Genomic DNA, 18,236 nt, shown 5'->3' with positions numbered 1-18,236 from the left:
AGAACTCTTATCTCATTCCCATTGGAGGCTATGAAAATGAGCAAAATCGTCATCATCGCGGGAAGCCCGAACCCGGGCTCCCGCTTGAACGGAATCTTGGAGTATGCGGAAAAGGTTTGGAAAGAAAAAGGGTTCGGCATCGAGACGGTCCGGGTGGCGGAATTGCCGGCGTCCGCGCTGCTGCATGCCGACTTCAAAAATGCAGAGCTGCTTCGGGCGATCGCCTCGGTGGAGGAAGCGGACGGCGTCGTGATCGCCGGACCCGTGTATAAAGCCTCCTATTCCGGTTTGCTTAAATCGTTCCTGGACGTCCTGCCCCAGTCCGGGCTGCAAGGAAAGATTTCGCTTCCGCTGTTCATCGGGGGTACGATCGCGCATCTCTTGAGCGTGGAATACGCCTTGAAGCCCGTGATCTCCGCCTTGGGCGGCAGGCACGTGCTTGCCGGCGTTTACGCGGTCGATCAGTGGGTCGAGAAGCTGGAGAACGGAGGCTTCCAATTGACGGAGGAGCTGAAGAACCGGCTGGATCGGGCTGCGGATGAGTTCGCCGAAGAGCTTTCGTGGGCGGAATACCGGAAGAAGAACCGGGAACAAGCCGGCATCGCATGATCGGAACGAGCTTCAAGAAAGGACCTTGCTTCGTGATGAAGCAAGGTTCTTTTTGCGTTTGCGAGTGCCGGATTCCGCCTATATCGGATTGTTGAATCGCCGTATTGAATATCTCTATTAGCCGAGGCCGCCGGGGGATGATAGAGTGGATTCAAACATAATTCTTACTTAACCAGTAGGAATTATAAGGTTAAAAAATTCCGAGTGGATACGGGGAGGAGAAACACATGAAAAAGACGACTTTGGCTATCATTTTAACGCTTGCACTGGGGGTTGTCGCCGCCGGGTGCGGCAACAAGGAGGAAGGCTCCAAGGGAGAAGCGGCTGCTGCCGCCCCAACGGCGAGCGCGTCGGCGAAGCCGGCCGAGGTGAAGAAAATCATCGTCGGCACGGGCACCAAATTTCCGAAGGTGGCGTTCCTGGACGAGAACGGCAAGTTGACCGGCTTCGACGTCGAGCTGGTTCGCGAAATCGACAAACGGCTTCCCCAATACGAGTTCGAGCTTCAGACGCTGGAATTTTCCAACATCCTGCTCAGCCTCGAAACGAAGAAGGTCGACATCGGCGCCCATGAGTTCGAGAAGAACCCGGAGCGCACCGAAAAGTACCTGTTCAACAAAGAGCCCTACGCTCACTGGAAGAACAAGATCATCGTCGCGAAGGACAACGATTCGGTCAAGACGCTGGATGATTTGGTCGGCAAAAAGGTGTTGACGAGCGCCACCAGCGCGGAAGCCCAAATCCTGGAGAACTACAACCGGGACCACGACAAGAAAATCGACATCGTTTATCAGAACGGTGCGGCCAACGATACGGTCAGCCAGATCTCGACCGGCAGGGTAGCCGCGACGATCGGCGCCGATTTCACCCTGCCCCTCATCGACCCGCAAGGCAAGCTGAAAACGACGGATGAAGTGCTGAGCGAGGCCGACATCCTGTTCGTTTTCCGCAAGAACGATCCCGAGTCGCAGAAGCTGGCGGACGACGTCGACACCGCGATCAAGGAACTGAAGGCGGACGGAACGCTGGGCAAACTCAGCAAGCAGTGGCTCGGCCAAGACTTCACGCAATAAAAAAGAGGGCGGTGAGTCCGCATGGAACAATCTTTCGAGATCGGCTACGTGTTCCAGTTCATTCCGAAGCTGATCTCCACGCTCGGGACGACTTTAACGATCGTGGCGGGCGCGGTGTTTCTCGGTCTGGCGGCGGGGTTCCTCGCCGCCCTTCCCCGGCTCTACCGGGTACCGGTGCTGCAGCGCGTTTCCCAGCTGTATGTCTCCTTTTTCCGCGGCACGCCGATTTTGATCCAGCTGTTCCTGTTCTATTTCGGATTACCGGAAGTGCTGAAGCAGATCGGGATCGACGTCTCGAAAGCCCCCGTGCTCTTCTTCGTCATCCTGACCTACGGCTTGCATACGGGAGCCGCCGTCTGCGAGATGATCCGGGCCGCCGTCGGTTCGGTCGACCGGGGACAGGTGGAAGCCGCTTATGCGGTGGGGATGAACGGATACCGGGCGTTTACGAGAATCGTGTTTCCCCAGGCGATCGCGATCGCGCTGCCGATTTTCTCCAACGTGCTGCTCGCCTTGACCAAGGAGACGTCGCTGGCGTTCTCGCTAGGCATTATGGAAATGACCGGGAAAGCCCAGTCGCTTAGCACGCTAACCCAGCATTTCGTGGAGGCGTACCTGTCCCTTGCGCTCGTTTACCTCGCGGTTTGTTTCCTGTTGGAGAAGCTTCTGCTGGGGGTCGAATGGCGCCTGCTGAGGCATGAAAGACAAGAGAGCGAGACGAGAGCATGGTTCCGCTCTTGGAAGAAGATCAAGTGGCGCCGTTATTCCTCGGAATTCCCATTGGAACGGAAGGAGGCCGGGAGTTATGAAGCTTGACCCGTCGTTCATCTGGACCGCCTTCACGCAGCTCCTGTCCGTGATCCCCACGACGCTGCTGATCACGGCGGTGTCCGTCGCGTGCGGCCTCATCATCGGAACGGCGGTCGCGTTGATACGCACCTTCCGGGTTCCGGTGCTTGCGCCCATTGCCGCCGGCTATGTCACATTCATCCGGGGAACGCCGATGCTCACGCATTTGCTGCTCATTTATTTCGGGCTGCCGATCGCGTTAGACGCGTTGGCGGCGCAGTTCGGATGGGGCTTCCGGTCCGCCTCGATCCCGATGATCGCCTTCGCGTTCATCGCCTTCTCGATCACGGCGGGCGGCTATGCGTCCGAGGTCGTCCGGTCCGGGCTGCTGGCGGTTAACCGCGGCCAAATGGAGGCCGCCCATTCGGTCGGCATGACGACCGCGCAAGCGCTCCGGCGAATCGTGATTCCCCAAGCGTTCGCGGCCAGCTTGCCGAACATCTCCAACCTGGTCGTCGGCATGCTGCACGCCTCGACGCTGGCTTTCACCGTTTCCGTCGTCGAAGTGACGGCGAAAGCGCAGATCGTCGCTTCGACGAACTGGAAGTTCTTCGACGCTTATCTCGCCGCGGCGCTCATTTATTGGGGGCTTACGCTGTTGGTGGAAAGAGCGTCGGGCCTCGTGGAACGCAGAATCAACGTGTACGACAGGGGGGGCGTCGCATGATCCAGTTGAAAGGAATCACCAAATCGTTCGGGCGCCACCAGGTGCTCAAAGGCGTCGACGTCACGGTGAACAAGGGTGAAGTCGTCGCCATTTTAGGTCCGAGCGGCTCGGGCAAGACGACCTTGCTGCGGTGCGTCAATTTCCTCGAGAAGCCGAGTTCCGGCGAAATCCGGATCGGCACCGAGCGGATCGACTGCAAATCGGCCTCGAAAAAAGACATCCAGGCATTGCGCCGGAAAACGGCGATGGTGTTCCAGCAGTACAATCTGTTCCGTCATAAAACGGCGCTTGAGAATGTCATGGAAGGGCTTGTGATCGTCCAAAAGGTGCCCAAAGAGGAAGCCCGGGAACGCAGCATTCGCTTGCTTGAGAAAGTCGGTCTGGGCAACAAATTGGACGCCTATCCGAGCCAGCTGTCGGGCGGACAGCAGCAGCGCGTCGGCATCGCGCGGGCGCTGGCGCTGAACCCCGAAGTCATCCTGTTCGACGAACCGACGTCGGCGCTGGATCCCGAGCTCGTCGGCGAAGTGCTGGCGGTCATCCGCAAAATCGCCAAGGAAGGCATCACGATGATCATCGTCACCCATGAGATGGGGTTCGCGCAGGATGTGGCCAATCACGTGATTTTCATGGACGAGGGCGTCGTGGTCGAAGAGGGCACGCCGAACGAAATCTTCTCTTCCCCGAAAGAAGAGAGGACGAAGCAATTCCTGAAACGGTTGACGCCGGAAGGCGTGTATTCGATTTGATTCGATTCGAGAGCGGACGGGAGTGGTTGGGGATGGGAATTCCATTCGGCATTTTGGACCAAAGCATCGTGTTTCCGGGACAGACCCCGATCGAAGCGCTGCAAAACACCGTAAAGCTGGCGCAGTTCGCGGAACGGCGGGGGTTCCGCCGGTTTTGGGTGTCGGAGCATCACGATTCCCCGCAGATGGCGGGCTCGTCACCTGAAGTATTGATTTCGCATTTGCTGGCGAAGACGGAGAAAATCCGGATCGGCTCGGGCGGCGTCATGCTCCAGCATTACAGTCCTTATAAAGTGGCGGAAAACTTCAACGTGCTGGCTTCCCTCGCGCCGGGACGGGTCGACCTTGGCATCGGCCGCGCGCCGGGCGGTCTTCCCCGTTCGACGAAAGCTTTGCAGCAAGGAGCGGGGGACGGCAAGTCGCTCGGCGGGAAACTCGCGGAACTCGAGGGTTACCTGCACGGCCGGACGGAGGAAGAGCATCCGCTCGCCGGCATCCAGGCGAATCCGCTGCCGGAGCAGCCGGCCGGCATTTACTTGCTCGGCACGAGCGTGTCGAGCGCGGAATTGGCGGCGGAGCGGGGATACCCTTATGCTTTCGCGCTGTTCATCAACAGCGACTACGAGACGGCGAAGGCCGCGTTCCGGGCTTATCGGGACGGGTTCAACCGGGCGCGCGGAACGGAGCCTTACGCGATTCTCGCGCATTCCGCGATCGTAGCGGATACGGAAGAAGAAGCGGGAGAGCTGGCCGGGACGTTCAAAAGCGTTCGGGTGACGCTGGCGAGCGGGAAAACCGTCAACGTCGGTTCCTTGGAAGCGGCGGAGGAATTCGCGCGCCAGGCGGGCGAATCGTTCACGGCCGAGGTCCGGGAAGCGGACATCGCCAAAGGGACGAAGGAGACGGTTCGGAAGCGGCTGTTGGAGCTTCAGCAGGAGTACGGCGTGGACGAATTCATCTTCACGACGATCCTTGGCGATTTCGAGCGGCGTCTGAGGTCTTTCGAACTGCTGGCGGAAGCGTTCGAGGAACTGCCGGTATGAGCGGCGCGACCGTGACGGATACGCTGGAACGGCGTTTGGTGGAGGCACGGCGGCAGCTTCACGCCTTTCCCGAAACGTCTCTGGAGGAATTCGAGACGACGGAAACGATCCGCGGATGGCTGCGGGAGGCGGGAATTCGAATGCCGGATTATCCCCTCAAGACGGGAGTCATCGCGGAGATAGGCGGATTGCGCGGCGGCCCGGTCGTCGCGCTGCGGGCGGACATCGACGCCTTGCCGGTGCAGGAAGAGACCGGCTTGCCGTTCGCGTCGAAGGTGCCGGGCAAAATGCATGCCTGCGGGCACGATTTCCACACCGCCGCGCTGCTGGGCGCCGCTCTGCTCTTGAAGGAGCGGGAGAGCGAGCTGCCGGGCGCCGTCCGGCTCATCTTCCAGCCCGCCGAGGAAAAGGCGGTCGGCGCAGGCCAGGTCATCGAGAGCGGCGCCTTGCAGGGCGTGCAGGCGATTTTCGGCTTGCACAACAAGCCGGATCTGCCGGTCGGCAAGGTCGGCATCAAGGCGGGACCCCTCATGGCCGCGGCGGACGGATTCGCCGTGGAAGTGGAAGGACGGGGCAGCCATGCGGCCGTGCCGGAAGCGGGCATCGATCCGATCGTCAGCGCGGCCCACATCGTCACCGCGCTGCAATCCATCGTCAGCCGGAACGTCAGCGCGCTCGACAGCGTCGTTCTCAGCGTGACCCGTTTCCGCGGAGGAACGGCTTGGAACGTCATCGCCGATAAAGCGGTATTCGACGGAACGCTCCGCACCTTCGACGAGAAGGCGAGAGCCAAAGTCCGGGAGCGCTTCGAGCAAGTCGTCCATGGGGTCTCCGAAGCCTACGGAACGAAAGCTTCCGTCCGATGGATCCAAGGGCCGCCCGCCGTCCGCAACGATGCGGACTGGGCGCAAGCGGCGGTACGGACGGCCGAAGGGCTGGGGCTGAACGTCGTGACTCCGCTTCCTTCGCCGGCCGGAGAAGATTTCGCGTTTTATCAGGAGCAGGTGCCGGGGCTGTTCGTATTTCTCGGCACTTCCGGTCCGCAGGAGTGGCACCATCCCCAGTTCGACGTGGACGAGAGGGCGCTTCCGGTCGGAGCTTCGTTTCTGGCCGCGCTGGCGGCCGACGCAATTGGGATTCTGCAGGCGCGTCGATCGGGAGCGGCGGGCTAGCATGGGGACGGGGATCTCCAAATCCTACGAGGTCATCGTCATCGGCGCGGGATCCATGGGCATGAGCGCGGGGTATCATCTGGCGCGAAGAGGCGTGAAGACGCTGCTGATCGACGCCTTCGATCCTCCGCATGCGCATGGCAGCCATCACGGGGAGCCCCGCCTGATCCGCCACGCCTACCACGGCGGAGAGACATACATCCGGCTGGCGCAGCGGGCGGACCGATTATGGCGCGAACTGGAGGCGCTCGCCGGAGAGCCTTTGCTGGTGCGCTCGGGCGTCTTGAACCTGGCTCCGGAAGAACTGGTTTCGTTCGACGAACGCGCGCTAGACGCCGCCCGGTTGGGCGTCGTGACGGAGCTGCTGGACGCAGCGGAAATTCGCAAGCGATGGCCGGGATTCGCGGTGCCGGAACATTTTCGGGGACTGTACGAACCGGACGCGGGTTACCTGAACAGCGAACGCTGCGTGGCGGCTTACCGGAAGCTTGCTCTTAGGGCGGGCGCGACGCTGCTGACGAACACGTTCGTCAAGGACGTGAAAGTCACGGGCAACGCTTTCTCTTTCGTCGCGACGAAGGATGACGTCTACTACGCCGACAACGTCATCGTGTGCGCCGGAGCTTGGTTCCAGACGCTGAAGCCGTTCATGCACATGCCGGTCCGGTCGGTGCGCAAGTGCGTCGGGTGGTTCGAAACCGCCGGACCGGAATACCGGGCCGGGTCGTTTCCGGGCTTCACTTTGGGGACGGGAGAAGGAGGCTATTACGGCTTTCCCGACATTGGCGGAGCCGGCCTGAAGATCGGCCGCCACGACGGCGGAGTCGAGTGGAAGCCGGGCGAGCCGTTCCTTCCGTTCGGCGACGATCCGGAAGATGAAGGAGACTTGCGCCGCGCTTTGGAATCCTTCCTGCCGGGCGCATCGGGCAGGCTGATTCGGGGAGCCGCCTGCAAATACGAGCTGAGCCCCGACGAGCATTTCATCATCGACGCCCATCCCGCGTATCCGAACGTCCTTCTGGCGGGAGGCTTTTCCGGGCATGGCTTCAAATTCGCCAGCGCGGTCGGCGAGGCGCTCGCCGATCTCACGATCAACCGGGAAACGGAACTGGACCTGGGCATGTTCTCCTATTGGCGTTTCGAGGAAACACGCAGTCGAATCGACTTTCAAATTTAGGGAGGAATCGGAAAATGAGCGCAGGGCCGGCGGATATTACCGCGTATTTGAAAACGTACAACCAATTGCAAGAAGCGATCGAGGGCCTGTCGGAGGAGGAGCTTCGTTTCAAACCCGGACCGGGAAAATGGAGCGTGACGGAGGTCATCGCGCATTTGGCGGACCACAACATCGTCGTATCTTTCCGGATCCGCGAGATTCTCTCCGGCTCGGAAGCCAGGCTGCCGGCTTTCAGCCAAGATCCTTGGATCGACGGGCAGAAGGCGAACGAGGGCAAGGCGGAGGATTTCCTGAACGTTTTCCGCGCTTTGCTCGTGCACAACGGGCAATTGTTCGTCCGGCTGACGGAGGAAGAATGGAGCAAATCGAGCGTGAATTTCCGGGGTGAAACGGTGACGCTGTCGGCGGTCGTGCAAGGTTTCATCGATCACGTGCAGCGGCATTTGGGGCAAATCGACCGGATCAAAAAGGGCATTTCTGATCAACCGCCGCTCGGAGCGAGCTGCGCGGTATAACGGGGACGGGAGGCGAGGGGAATGACGGAGCATAGGGTGTTGATCCGAGAGGCGCGCGTTTCGGATCGGGAAGCGATCCGCAAGGTGCTGTTGGACGCCTACGGACAGTATGAAAGCGTGTTGTCGCCGGAACGTTGGGAGGCGTACAAGGAGAACATCGAGGCCTCCGTCGATAGCGCGGGACCGAGGACCAGGCTGGTCGCCGAACGGAACGGCGAGATTATCGGAAGCGCGCTGTTGTTCGATTCCTCTCTCGCCGCTTACGGCCACGATATCGGCATCGAATCGCCGATCGTCCGGCTGCTGGCCGTTTCGCAGAGTGCCAGAGGGCAGGGCGTCGCGACCGCGCTGCTTCGGGAAAGCGCAAGGCTGGCGGTGGAATGGGGCGCGGATACGCTGCACCTGCACACTTCCGACATGATGGCGTCCGCGGTTCGTCTTTACGAGAGATTGGGCTTCGAGAGAGCTTACGATAAAGAGTTCCATAACGGGGAAACGCTCGTCAAAAGCTACCGGCTTCATTTGAGAGAATCCGCCTTGCTTCAGGCGCAGGCGTGAATTGAAGGAGGAGAGGGCATGGCAAACCGGAAAAAAATCAAGTTCGGAGCACTGATTCATGGCGTGGGAGGAAATATTTCGGCGTGGCGCCATCCGGAAATCCCGGCGGACGCGAGCGTGAATTTGGAGTTTTACAAGAAACAAGCGCAAACGGCGGAAGCGGGGCTGTTCGACCTGCTGTTCATCGCCGACGGCCTCTATATCACGGAAAAATCGATCCCCCATTTTCTGAACCGGTTCGAGCCCGTGACGATCTTGTCCGCGCTTGCCGCCGTCACCCGGCGGATCGGCCTCGTCGGCACGCTGTCCACTTCGTATAGCGAACCGTTCACGGTGGCCCGGCAATTCGGGTCCCTTGACCACATCAGCGGCGGTCGCGCGGGCTGGAACGTCGTCACTTCGCCGCTCGAAGGCTCGGCACGGAACTATTCCAAGACGGACCACCCGACGCATGATGAACGTTATCAGATCGCGGAGGAATATTTGGAGGTTACCCGGGGGCTGTGGGATTCCTGGGAGGACGACGCGTTCGTGCGCGACAAGGAAGCAGGCGTTTTCTTCGAACCTTCGAAAATGCACCGGCTGAACCATAAAGGGCGGTATTTCTCGGTCGAAGGTCCGCTGAACATCGCTCGCTCCAAGCAAGGGCATCCGGTCATTTTCCAAGCGGGGTCCTCGGAGAGCGGTAAAAACCTCGCGGCGAAAAGCGCGGACGCCGTATTCACGGGCCACGAGAGCATCGAGGAGGCGAAGGCGTTCTACCGCGACGTCAAGGGCCGGGCTGCCGCATACGGGCGGAGTCCGGACGAAATCGCCATCCTGCCCGGCATCGGGCCGATCATCGGCCGGACGGAGGAGGAGGCCGAGCGGAAATACGAGGAGCTCGCGAACCTGGTCTCGATCGACAAAGCGCTCGATTACCTGGGCCGTTTCTTCGAGCACCACGACTTCTCGCAGTATCCGCTGGACGAACCGTTCCCGGAACTCGGGGACCTCGGCAGCAACAGCTTCCGCAGCGGCACGGACAAAATCAAGCGCACGGCCAAGGAGCAAGGGCTTACGCTGCGCCAGGTGGCGCTTCGCTCCGCGACGCCGCGCGGGGAATTCGTCGGGACGCCGGAGAAGATCGCCGACCTGCTTCAGCGTTGGCACGAGGAGGAAGCGGCCGACGGATTCATCGTCCATTCGGCGTTCCCGAGCGGGCTGACCGACTTCGTCGAGCTGGTCGTCCCGATCTTGCAGGAGCGTGGACTTTACCGTACGGAGTACGAGTCCGACACGCTGCGCGGCAACCTCGGGCTGCCGATACCGGAGAATCGTTACACCGCGGCGAATAGGAAAGTAACCAGTTAATAGGTTTGTCAGGGCCGGCGGCCGCGGTGAGCGGTCGCCGGTTTTCGCGTTCTCGGCGTGCGGGGGGAGTGAGGAGGAGTTGTGCAAGAAAGTTACATAACTCCGGGGAAATGGCGGGAGTGCGGCGGAGCTGTGTGAGAAAGTTACATAACTTCGGCGGAGTGGCGGGAGTGCGGCGGAGTTGTGCAAGAAAGTTACATAACTTCGGTGAAACGCGGGGTTGAGGAGGAGTTGTGCAAGAAAGTTACATAACTCCGGCGAAATGGCGGGGTTGTGGCGGAGTTGTGCAAGAAAGTTACATAACTCCGGCGAAATGGTGGGGTTGAGGAGGAGTTGTGCAAGAAAGTTACATAACTTCGGTGAAATGGTGGGGTTGTGACGGAGTTATGCAAGAAAGTTACATAACTCCGGCGGAGTGGCGGGTGTGCGGCGGTGTATCGAAAAAGAGTAACCAAATTTAGAAGGGTATCGTCGCATAATGCGACGATAAACCGCCAGGACTCGCCGCAGCCAGCATAATCGTCGCAAAATGCGACGATAACGGACCGAAGTCAGCCGCAGCCACCAATATCGTCGCAAAATGCGACGATAAATCACCGAAATCCGCCGCTGCCGGCAAAATCGTCGCAAAATGCGACGATAGCCCGCACTCGCACCCGCACCCGCATCTATACCCCCACATCTCGCCACCCGCATCTATCCCCCCCACGTCTCACCCACCCCGCACTCGCACCCGCGCCTATACCCCCACATCTCGCCCCGCCCCCGCGCCCGGTCGCTATCTCTCACCGCGTGAGCCCGAGCCGTACAGCCGGCGGTATTGGTCCGGCGTGAGCCCTTCCTTCCTGCGGAAGGTGGCGACGAAATGGCTCGCGTCCCGGAAGCCGACCGCCTCGCCGATCTCCCCGACCGTCATGCCGCCGAGCACGGGCAGCTTCTCCTTCGCCTTGCGGATCCGCAGCTGTATCAAATACGCGTACGCCGGCATCCCGAACAACCCGCGGAACCTCTCGTTCAGCTGCCGCTCTCCGATGCCGAGACGCGCGGCCATGTCCGCCAGACTGAGCTCCGGGTCCGCATACTCCAATTCCAGCCATTCGAGCAGGTTCTGCATTTTCTCCATGCTCCGCGACATCGAGGGCCGATGATCCGTTCGGCCGACCGTTTTGAGCCGCGTCAGAAACCGGTACAAGTCGGCGGACTGCTCCCAGCCGGACCGGTCGGTTCCTTTCTCCGCAGCCTCCAGCAATCTTTCCCATTGGCCGGTAATGCCTTCTTCCCCCGCGTCCCAATGGATCCTCAAAGCGCGCGGACCGAACATCGACGAAACCCAATCCGCCGCCAATACGCCCTCGAACGTCACGTAGGCCGTCTGCCAGATGGCGGTTTTCGCACGATAGCGATGGGGCATGTCCGGATGCAACAAAACGCCTGACCGCGGCGGAAGCCGCCAGATTAACCCTTCCGCCTCGAACTCCCCCTCCCCTTCGAGCGTATGGAGCCAATGGAAGCAAGGATATCCCTGCGGACGGTCGATCGGCTCTTGTTCTCCATTCAAGCCCACCGTTTCCAGCTCGAGCGGAAGCGGCTCCGCCGGGTTCGGCATGACGAACCTTCTTCTCATCACAAGAACCTCCGTTTTCTTATATCGATATTCCTTAATTTTATATGGGAATCGCCCATTCCGCATCATAAAATGATAGCATCTGAATGCGTTTTTATCCTATGTGGCGAGGTGCCGAAATGATCAACGAGAAAAAACCAAAAATCTGGTACGGAGGCGACTACAATCCGGATCAGTGGGAGAAACCGGTGTGGGACGAAGACGTCCGCATGTTCAAGCTCGCCGGCATCGACGTCGCCACGCTGAACGTATTCGCCTGGGCAAAGAACCAGCCCAACGAAGACACCTACGATTTCGGCTGGCTCGACGAAATGATGGACAAGCTGCACGATGCGGGAATCGGCGTGTGCCTGGCAACGAGCACGGCAGCCCATCCCGCGTGGATGGCCCGCAAATATCCCGACGTCACGCGCGTCGATTTCGACGGACGCAAACGCAAATTCGGCGGCCGCCACAACTCTTGCCCGAACAGCCCGAACTATCGGCTCTATTCCGTCCGGATGGCCGAGATGCTGGCGGACCGGTACAAGGACCATCCGGCCCTGCTGATCTGGCACGTTTCCAACGAATACGGCGGCTACTGCTATTGCGACAATTGCGCGGCGGCGTTCCGCGATTGGCTAAAGGAGCGCTATGGATCGATCGACCGGGTGAACCAAGTTTGGAATACGGCGTTTTGGGGCCATACGTTTTACGATTGGGAAGACATCGTTCCCCCGAACGGAGTCAGCGAGGAATGGCGCGGAGCGAACGGCCGGACGGAGACGAACTTCCAGGGCATTTCGCTTGATTATCGCCGTTTCCAATCCGACAGCCTGCTGGCTTGCTACGAGCTGGAATACGATGCGCTCAAGAAATTCACGCCGGACGTTCCCGTGACGACGAACTTGATGGGCGCGTACAAGGAACTCGACTATCATAAGTGGGCGAAGAAATTGGACGTCGTATCCTGGGACAACTATCCGTCGCTAGATACGCCGCACAGCTTCACGGCCATGATGCACGATTTGATGCGGGGGCTGAAGGAAGGCCAGCCGTTCATGCTGATGGAACAGACGCCGAGCCAGCAAAACTGGCAGCCGTACAACTCTCTCAAACGTCCGGGCGTCATGCGGCTGTGGAGCTATCAGGCGGTGGCGAGAGGCGCGGACACGGTCATGTTCTTCCAACTGCGGAGATCGATCGGGGCGTGCGAAAAATACCACGGCGCCGTCATCGAGCACGTCGGTCACGAGCATACGCGCGTTTTCCGCGAGTGTGCGGCTCTGGGAGCGGAATTGAACACGCTCGGCGACTCGCTGTTGGACAGCCGCGTACAAGCGAAAGCCGCGATCCTGTTCGATTGGGACAATTGGTGGGCGGTCGAGATGTCCAGCGGCCCAACCATCGCCCTGCAATACGTGAAGGAAGCGCACAAATATTACGAGGCGCTGTACGAAGCGAACATTCCGGCGGACGTTATCGGGGTCGACGCGGACTTCGGCGGGTATTCCGTTCTCGTGGCTCCCGTGCTGTATATGACCAAACCGGGCATCTCAGAGAAGCTCGAAGCGTTCGTCAAAGCCGGCGGCACGCTCATCACCACGTTCTTCAGCGGCATCGTCGACGAGAACGACCGGGTCATTACCGGAGGTTACCCCGGTAAACTCCGCAAGCTGCTCGGCATCTGGTCGGAGGAGATCGACGCGTTGCTGCCGGGGCAATCCAACCGACTGGTCCTGTCCGCGCAAACGGCCGGCCTTCGTTCCGAATACGAGTGCGGGATGCTGTGCGATTTGATCCATACCGAAGGCGCGGAAGTCCGGGCCGTTTACGGGGACGACTTTTACCGCGGCATGCCCGCGCTGACCGTGAACAAGTTCGGGCAGGGTGAAGCTTGGTACCTGGCGACGAGTCCCGAGCAGGCTTTCCTGAACGAATGGCTGCCGAAAATTTGCGAGGATCTTGGCGCCAGGCCCCTTCTCCGGAACGCGCCCCATGGCGTCGAAACCACCGTACGTGCCAAAGACGGCCATGAGTTCCTGTTCGTGCTGAACCATAACGCCGATTCGGTCCGGGTGGATCTTGGAGACAAGTCGGTCTCCGATTTACTCGGCGGACGGACGCTCTCGGGCACCGTGGAAGTGCCGGGACGCGATTTGCTGATCTTGCGCAGGTAGGAGGCGAAAGCCATGCACCGACAGATTCCGGAGGCGAAGCCGTACATCCGCGAGTTCGAGCGGCTGGGTTTCGGCATGTTCATCCATTGGGGGCTATACTCCCAAATGGCCCGCGGAGAATGGATCATGAAGCTCCAAGGCATTCCGAGAGAAGAATATCGCCGGCTCCAAAACACGTTTACGGCGGACGACTTCGACGCGAGGGCGATCGCAAGGCTGGCGAGAAGGGCGGGCATGAAGTACATCGTGCTGACGGCGAGACACCACGAAGGGTTTTCGTTGTTCGACACGAAGGGACTCAGCGACTACGATTCCGTTCACAGTCCCGCGGCGCGGGATTTAATCGCCGAGTTCGCGGAAGGGTGCCGCGCCGAAGGAATCGTTCCGTTTTTCTATCACACGACGCTCGATTGGTATCAAGAGAACTACAAGGACGATTTCGATTCCTACCTGCGATATTTGCAGCAATCGGTAGAGCTGTTATGTACGCATTACGGCAAAATCGGCGGCATGTGGTTCGACGGCAACTGGGATAAGCCGGAGGCGGATTGGCGGGAAGACGAGTTATACGGCATGATCCGGCGTATGCAGCCGGAGGCGATCATCGTCAATAACTCGGGCTTGCACCGGCAAGGAGGCTACGGCCATCCGGAAATCGACTCCGTGACCTTTGAGCAAGGCCGGCCGCAGCCGATGGACCGCAAGGGCAAGAGCAAATACGTGGCCGCGGAGATGTGCCAGACGATGGGCGCTTTTTGGGGTTACAGCGGCTCCGATTTCGCCTTCAAATCCCCGAAGGAGCTCATCGAGCACTTGTGCGCCTGCCGTAAAGTCGGGGCGAACTACTTGCTCAATATCGGCCTGACGGGAACCGGAAGCGTCGCGAAACTCCAGGAAGCGATGCTCGAGACGGTCGGCGAATGGCTGCGCGTCTTCGCACCGGCCGTGTATGCGACGACCCCATGCGGAATCGCGGGGCATGGCGAAGATTTCGGACTCGCCGGGGAAGACGGCAAGCTGTACTTCTTCGTGCACCGGCTTTCCGCGGCGGGCGACTGGAACGTGACGGTCCCGTCCGGCGGCGTCGGACCCAGAACGTACACGGGCGTCCGGAAGAAAATCCGCTCGGTGAGGTGGCTGGACAACGGAGAAGAGCTGGCATTCGTCCAAGATGCCGATAAAGACTTGTTCTCCTTCCAGGCGACGGGTTATCCGTACGGCATCGATTACGTGGTGCGCGTCGCGGTGGCCGTCGTGGAGGAATAACGAAACCAAAAGAAACGACCGACAGATCCGATCTGTCGGTCGTTTTTTCATTCGCATCCTTAAAGCTGAATCCGCAGCTCCTGTCCCTCGCCTTCGGGAACGATCCGCACGCCAATCGCGGTATTTTCCGCACGCCCGCCTTGCACGGATGCCACGGCTTCCGTACCGCTCAGCAGCAGGCTCCATGCCGCCGTCCGTCCCTCCGCCCGTACGGTCACTTCGCCGCCGGAGCGGGACGCCGTCACCCGGAGAGCCGAGGCTCCCGTCAAGTCCGGCACGACCGCGAACGCTTGCGCTCCGTCCTGCAAGGCGAACAGCTCAAGCGTAACGCCATCGGCGTAATCGTAATCCGGCCGGCCGTCTTCCGCGCCTACGGGAATCAGGCTGTTCTCGCGGACGAACAGCGGCAGGCTGAAGTAGTCGTACTTCTCCTTCCGCCAGACGCCGCCCTGCACCTGCTCGCCGCTCAGGAAATGGGTCCACGTCCCTTGCGGCAGGTAATACAGGGCCTCACCTTCCGGATTGAAGATCGGCGCGACGAACAGCGAGTCCCCCAGCATGTATTGGCGGTCCAGATAATCGCAAGTCGGATCGCCGCCGAACTCCATCACCATCGCGCGCATGAGCGGCATGCCGAGCGTGGAGGAAGCGACGGATTGGCCGAACAGATACGGCATGAGCCGCAGCTTCAGCTTCGTGAAATGGCGCAGTACGTCGACGGCTTCCTCGCCGTAAATCCACGGCACCCGGTACGTGGTGCTGCCGTGCAGGCGGCTGTGGCTGGAAAGCAGGCCGAACTGCACCCAGCGCTTATAGAGATCCGGCGGCGAGCTTTGCTCGAATCCGCCGATGTCGTGGCTCCAATACCCGAAGCCCGACAAGCCCAGCGAGAGGCCGCCTCTCAGACTTTCGGCCATCGACTCGTACGTCGCTTCGCAATCGCCGCCCCAATGGACCGGGAACTGCTGGCCGCCGGCCGTCGCGGACCGCGCGAATACGGCGGCTTCGCCCTTGCCCCGTTTGCGCTCGAGCAGCTCGAATACGGCTTTGTTGTACAAATGCGCGTAGTAGTTGTGCATTTGCTCCGGATCCGAGCCGTCGTGCCAGACGACGTCCGTCGGAATCCGCTCGCCGAAGTCGGTTTTGAAGCTGTCGACGCCCATATCCAACAGCGCTTCGAGTTTCTCTTGGTACCAGCGCGTCGCCTCCGGATTCGTGAAATCGACGAGGCCCATACCGTACTGCCACATGTCCCATTGCCACACGCTGCCGTCCGGACGTTTGACCAAATAGCCGCGCTCCATGCCTTCGTCGAACAGCGGGGACTTCTGGGCGATGTATGAATTGATCCATACGCAAATATGCAGCCCTTTGGCTTTCAGCCTTTTCAGCATGCCTTCCGGATCGGGGAAAACCCGCTCGTCCCACTCGAAATTGCACCACTCGTATTCCTTCATCCAGAAGCAGTCGAAATGGAACACGGCAAGAGGAAGGTCGCGCTCCGCCATGCCGTCCACGAAGCTCGTGACGGTCGCTTCGTCATAGTTCGTCGTGAACGAAGTCGTCAGCCACAGGCCGAACGACCAGGCCGGCGGCAATGCCGGTTTGCCGGTGAGCGACGTGTAGTTGTGCAGCACTTCCTTGAGCGAATCCCCGCCGACGAGGAAATACTCCAGCCGTTCGCCCGGCACGCTGAACTGCGTTTTCGAAACTTTCTCCGAGCCGACCTCGAACGAGACGAGCTCCGGATGGTTGACGAATACCCCATAGCCCCGGTTGGTGACGTAGAACGGAACGTTTTTGTAAGCCTGCTCGGAAGCCGTTCCGCCGTCCTGATTCCATATGTCGACGGACTGCCCGTTTTTCACGAACGCCGTGAACCGCTCGCCGAGACCGTAGACGGTTTCTCCGACGCCCAGTTGAAGCTGCTCGCGAAAATGGTGATGGCCGTCTGCCGCGCGGACGAACCCGGTGGAGCGGGTGCCGCTGCCGGTCAAATAGCGGCCTTTATGCGAATACGAGATGGAGACGGGGTGTTTCTTCGTGACGGTGACGATCGTATCTCCGCTGGTCAGAGAAATCCGGTCCTCTGCGTCCTCGATCGAAATCGGATTCGCCTTGTCCTCGCGGATTTCGAAAGACTCGGGCGAAGGGCGGACTCGTCCTTTGTGATGATAAAACCTCGCCCGGATGACGTTCGGAAGCGGGGAAGAGAACTCCATCGTCATCAGAGGAGCATTGAGCGTGTTGCCCCGATGCTCCTGGCTCCGGAAGGCCGCAAACAGCGCGATGCCGTCCTCTTTCACTTTCACGTCGCAGATTTCGTACGGACTAAGCAGCTCGTAGCCTTCGCGCATCATCCAATAGCCGTCGCTGAACTTCAATCGTCTCATCCCTTTTCAATGTGATCGCAAACCCTTACAATTAACAGTATAGTGATTGGGGCGTCGCAAATCTTTCAAAATCATGCCGAATGCTAACACGATTCTGATGGGCGGAGAGCGATCGGATGGATAAACGCAGCTTGCTGGAAGACCGTGTCCACGGGAGCTCGGAGTTTCCCGTCGGCTTTTATCGAATGGAAAGACAGGCGGGCGACCCGATTTTGGATACCCATTGGCATGCGGAGGCGGAATTTCTGGCTGTGGAAAGCGGGCAAGCGGTTTTCCATGTCGGGAGGTCGACCTACGAGGTCCGTGCCGGGGAAGCGCTGTTCATCCCCGGAGGGGAGCTGCACGGGGGCTATCCGCTGGATGGCGCGGCATGCACCTATTCGGCTCTCGTGTTCGACCCCGAATGGCTGGGCGGCGGAGCGGAGGGGGTGACCGCCCGTTTCGTGAAACCGTTGCAGCGGGGGGAGATCGGATTTCCGCCGCATTGGAGCCGGGAAACGGAAGGCGGTCGGGCGGCGTTCGGCCGTTTGGCGGACTTGATCGCGCTCGGGCTCGCGGCGGAGGATCCGGCCTTAGAGCTTCGGGTCAAGGGCGGGCTTTACCTGCTGATCGCCGATTTCGCGGCCGCGGGATGGATCCAAAGGAAGGAGGCGTGGGAGGTTGGCGCTTCCGGTACGCCCGAACGGATGAAGCAAGTGATCCGCTATATGGAGGAGCATTTCGTGCGCAAATTGTCCGTCTCGGAGCTGGCAGGCGTAGCCGGCATGAGCGAGGGCCATTTCAGCCGGGTATTCAAATCGTACTTGAGGCAGACTCCGCTCGAGTACTTGAACCGGCTCCGCCTGCGGTACGCGGCGGACATGCTGCAGCAACCAGGCGTATCCGTGGCCGAGGCGGCCATGGCCAGCGGCTTCGACAACTTCAGTTATTTCAGCAAATCGTTTCGGGCCCTCTACCGCTGCACGCCTTCGGATTACCGAAAAACTGTGAGATAATGGTGGCAATACGGCAAGAATGGGAGCGAGGTGC

Annotated in this window: 16 protein-coding genes; 14 read left to right on the top strand and 2 right to left on the bottom strand. The window is 60.2% G+C overall.

Features of this window, described 5'->3' with window-relative positions:
* Nucleotides 1-36 precede the first annotated feature (36 nt).
* From ssuE to EAV92_RS13180, 11 genes are all read left to right on the top strand, one after another.
* Nucleotides 37-609, top strand: a complete 573-nt coding sequence (gene ssuE, locus EAV92_RS13230) for an NADPH-dependent FMN reductase (RefSeq protein ID WP_123041534.1) — start codon at nucleotides 37-39, stop codon at nucleotides 607-609.
* 227 nt (nucleotides 610-836) lie between these two features.
* Nucleotides 837-1,682 carry a transporter substrate-binding domain-containing protein gene (locus EAV92_RS13225; RefSeq protein WP_123041533.1) on the top strand — a complete coding sequence of 282 codons (846 nt, stop codon included), beginning with the start codon at nucleotides 837-839 and terminating at the stop codon, nucleotides 1,680-1,682.
* Nucleotides 1,683-1,703: 21 nt separating this feature from the next.
* On the top strand, nucleotides 1,704-2,498 hold the full coding sequence (locus EAV92_RS13220; RefSeq protein ID WP_123041532.1) for an amino acid ABC transporter permease: 795 nt from the start codon (nucleotides 1,704-1,706) through the stop codon (nucleotides 2,496-2,498).
* Nucleotides 2,488-3,198, top strand: coding sequence for an amino acid ABC transporter permease (locus EAV92_RS13215; RefSeq protein WP_123041531.1), 711 nt, complete (start codon nucleotides 2,488-2,490; stop codon nucleotides 3,196-3,198). The genes EAV92_RS13220 and EAV92_RS13215 overlap by 11 nt, the downstream gene beginning before the upstream one ends.
* The gene (locus tag EAV92_RS13210) at nucleotides 3,195-3,947 is read left to right on the top strand and encodes an amino acid ABC transporter ATP-binding protein (protein ID WP_123041530.1); all 753 of its coding nucleotides are present in this window, start codon (nucleotides 3,195-3,197) and stop codon (nucleotides 3,945-3,947) included. Before EAV92_RS13215 ends, EAV92_RS13210 begins: the two co-directional genes overlap by 4 nt.
* A gap of 32 nt (nucleotides 3,948-3,979) precedes the next feature.
* On the top strand, nucleotides 3,980-4,990 hold the full coding sequence (locus tag EAV92_RS13205; RefSeq protein WP_123041529.1) for an LLM class flavin-dependent oxidoreductase: 1,011 nt from the start codon (nucleotides 3,980-3,982) through the stop codon (nucleotides 4,988-4,990).
* Entirely contained in the window at nucleotides 4,987-6,162 is a 1,176-nt protein-coding gene (locus EAV92_RS13200) for an amidohydrolase (protein ID WP_123041528.1), read from the top strand. Before EAV92_RS13205 ends, EAV92_RS13200 begins: the two co-directional genes overlap by 4 nt.
* A 1-nt stretch (nucleotide 6,163) precedes the next feature.
* Nucleotides 6,164-7,339 (top strand): N-methyl-L-tryptophan oxidase, encoded by a 1,176-nt coding sequence (gene solA, locus EAV92_RS13195; RefSeq protein ID WP_123041527.1) that lies wholly within the window; start codon nucleotides 6,164-6,166, stop codon nucleotides 7,337-7,339.
* 14 nt (nucleotides 7,340-7,353) lie between these two features.
* Nucleotides 7,354-7,854 (top strand): DinB family protein, encoded by a 501-nt coding sequence (locus EAV92_RS13190; RefSeq protein ID WP_123041526.1) that lies wholly within the window; start codon nucleotides 7,354-7,356, stop codon nucleotides 7,852-7,854.
* A 21-nt stretch (nucleotides 7,855-7,875) separates the two neighbouring features.
* Nucleotides 7,876-8,412, top strand: a complete 537-nt coding sequence (locus EAV92_RS13185; protein ID WP_123041525.1) for a GNAT family N-acetyltransferase — start codon at nucleotides 7,876-7,878, stop codon at nucleotides 8,410-8,412.
* Nucleotides 8,413-8,430: 18 nt separating this feature from the next.
* The gene (locus EAV92_RS13180; RefSeq protein WP_123041524.1) at nucleotides 8,431-9,765 is read left to right on the top strand and encodes an LLM class flavin-dependent oxidoreductase; all 1,335 of its coding nucleotides are present in this window, start codon (nucleotides 8,431-8,433) and stop codon (nucleotides 9,763-9,765) included.
* 778 nt (nucleotides 9,766-10,543) lie between these two features.
* On the opposite strand, the gene EAV92_RS13175 is transcribed toward EAV92_RS13180, so the two are convergent.
* Nucleotides 10,544-11,389, bottom strand: a complete 846-nt coding sequence (locus EAV92_RS13175; protein WP_123041523.1) for an AraC family transcriptional regulator — start codon at nucleotides 11,387-11,389, stop codon at nucleotides 10,544-10,546.
* Between the two features lie 119 nt (nucleotides 11,390-11,508).
* On the opposite strand from EAV92_RS13175, the gene EAV92_RS13170 reads away from it, so the two are divergent.
* Both EAV92_RS13170 and EAV92_RS13165 read left to right on the top strand, forming a co-directional pair.
* Entirely contained in the window at nucleotides 11,509-13,548 is a 2,040-nt protein-coding gene (locus EAV92_RS13170) for a beta-galactosidase (protein WP_123041522.1), read from the top strand.
* Between the two features lie 12 nt (nucleotides 13,549-13,560).
* Nucleotides 13,561-14,814 carry an alpha-L-fucosidase gene (locus EAV92_RS13165; protein WP_206424215.1) on the top strand — a complete coding sequence of 418 codons (1,254 nt, stop codon included), beginning with the start codon at nucleotides 13,561-13,563 and terminating at the stop codon, nucleotides 14,812-14,814.
* Between the two features lie 59 nt (nucleotides 14,815-14,873).
* Here the strand turns inward: EAV92_RS13165 and yicI are convergent, their stop codons facing one another.
* Nucleotides 14,874-17,198 carry an alpha-xylosidase gene (yicI, locus tag EAV92_RS13160; protein WP_123041521.1) on the bottom strand — a complete coding sequence of 775 codons (2,325 nt, stop codon included), beginning with the start codon at nucleotides 17,196-17,198 and terminating at the stop codon, nucleotides 14,874-14,876.
* Nucleotides 17,199-17,323: 125 nt separating this feature from the next.
* Here yicI and EAV92_RS13155 point away from each other — a divergent pair, with 125 nt between their 5' ends.
* The gene (locus EAV92_RS13155) at nucleotides 17,324-18,202 is read left to right on the top strand and encodes an AraC family transcriptional regulator (protein ID WP_123041520.1); all 879 of its coding nucleotides are present in this window, start codon (nucleotides 17,324-17,326) and stop codon (nucleotides 18,200-18,202) included.
* Nucleotides 18,203-18,236 lie beyond the last annotated feature (34 nt).

Origin of the sequence: Cohnella candidum, from assembly GCF_003713065.1 — a bacterium.
Taxonomy (GTDB): domain Bacteria; phylum Bacillota; class Bacilli; order Paenibacillales; family Paenibacillaceae; genus Cohnella; species Cohnella candidum.
The sequence above is the reverse complement of the archived record's forward strand: the minus strand, read 5'-3'. Positions and strand labels throughout refer to the sequence as shown.

What these genes read in the sequence shown, in the direction of transcription:
- ssuE (WP_123041534.1), top strand. Translation starts at nt 37, where the DNA reads ATGAGCAAAATCGTCATCATCGCGGGAAGCCCGAACCCGGGCTCCCGC.
- EAV92_RS13225 (WP_123041533.1), top strand. Translation starts at nt 837, where the DNA reads ATGAAAAAGACGACTTTGGCTATCATTTTAACGCTTGCACTGGGGGTT.
- EAV92_RS13220 (WP_123041532.1), top strand. Translation starts at nt 1,704, where the DNA reads ATGGAACAATCTTTCGAGATCGGCTACGTGTTCCAGTTCATTCCGAAG.
- EAV92_RS13215 (WP_123041531.1), top strand. Translation starts at nt 2,488, where the DNA reads ATGAAGCTTGACCCGTCGTTCATCTGGACCGCCTTCACGCAGCTCCTG.
- EAV92_RS13210 (WP_123041530.1), top strand. Translation starts at nt 3,195, where the DNA reads ATGATCCAGTTGAAAGGAATCACCAAATCGTTCGGGCGCCACCAGGTG.
- EAV92_RS13205 (WP_123041529.1), top strand. Translation starts at nt 3,980, where the DNA reads ATGGGAATTCCATTCGGCATTTTGGACCAAAGCATCGTGTTTCCGGGA.
- EAV92_RS13200 (WP_123041528.1), top strand. Translation starts at nt 4,987, where the DNA reads ATGAGCGGCGCGACCGTGACGGATACGCTGGAACGGCGTTTGGTGGAG.
- solA (WP_123041527.1), top strand. Translation starts at nt 6,164, where the DNA reads ATGGGGACGGGGATCTCCAAATCCTACGAGGTCATCGTCATCGGCGCG.
- EAV92_RS13190 (WP_123041526.1), top strand. Translation starts at nt 7,354, where the DNA reads ATGAGCGCAGGGCCGGCGGATATTACCGCGTATTTGAAAACGTACAAC.
- EAV92_RS13185 (WP_123041525.1), top strand. Translation starts at nt 7,876, where the DNA reads ATGACGGAGCATAGGGTGTTGATCCGAGAGGCGCGCGTTTCGGATCGG.
- EAV92_RS13180 (WP_123041524.1), top strand. Translation starts at nt 8,431, where the DNA reads ATGGCAAACCGGAAAAAAATCAAGTTCGGAGCACTGATTCATGGCGTG.
- EAV92_RS13175 (WP_123041523.1), bottom strand. Translation starts at nt 11,389, where the DNA reads ATGAGAAGAAGGTTCGTCATGCCGAACCCGGCGGAGCCGCTTCCGCTC.
- EAV92_RS13170 (WP_123041522.1), top strand. Translation starts at nt 11,509, where the DNA reads ATGATCAACGAGAAAAAACCAAAAATCTGGTACGGAGGCGACTACAAT.
- EAV92_RS13165 (WP_206424215.1), top strand. Translation starts at nt 13,561, where the DNA reads ATGCACCGACAGATTCCGGAGGCGAAGCCGTACATCCGCGAGTTCGAG.
- EAV92_RS13155 (WP_123041520.1), top strand. Translation starts at nt 17,324, where the DNA reads ATGGATAAACGCAGCTTGCTGGAAGACCGTGTCCACGGGAGCTCGGAG.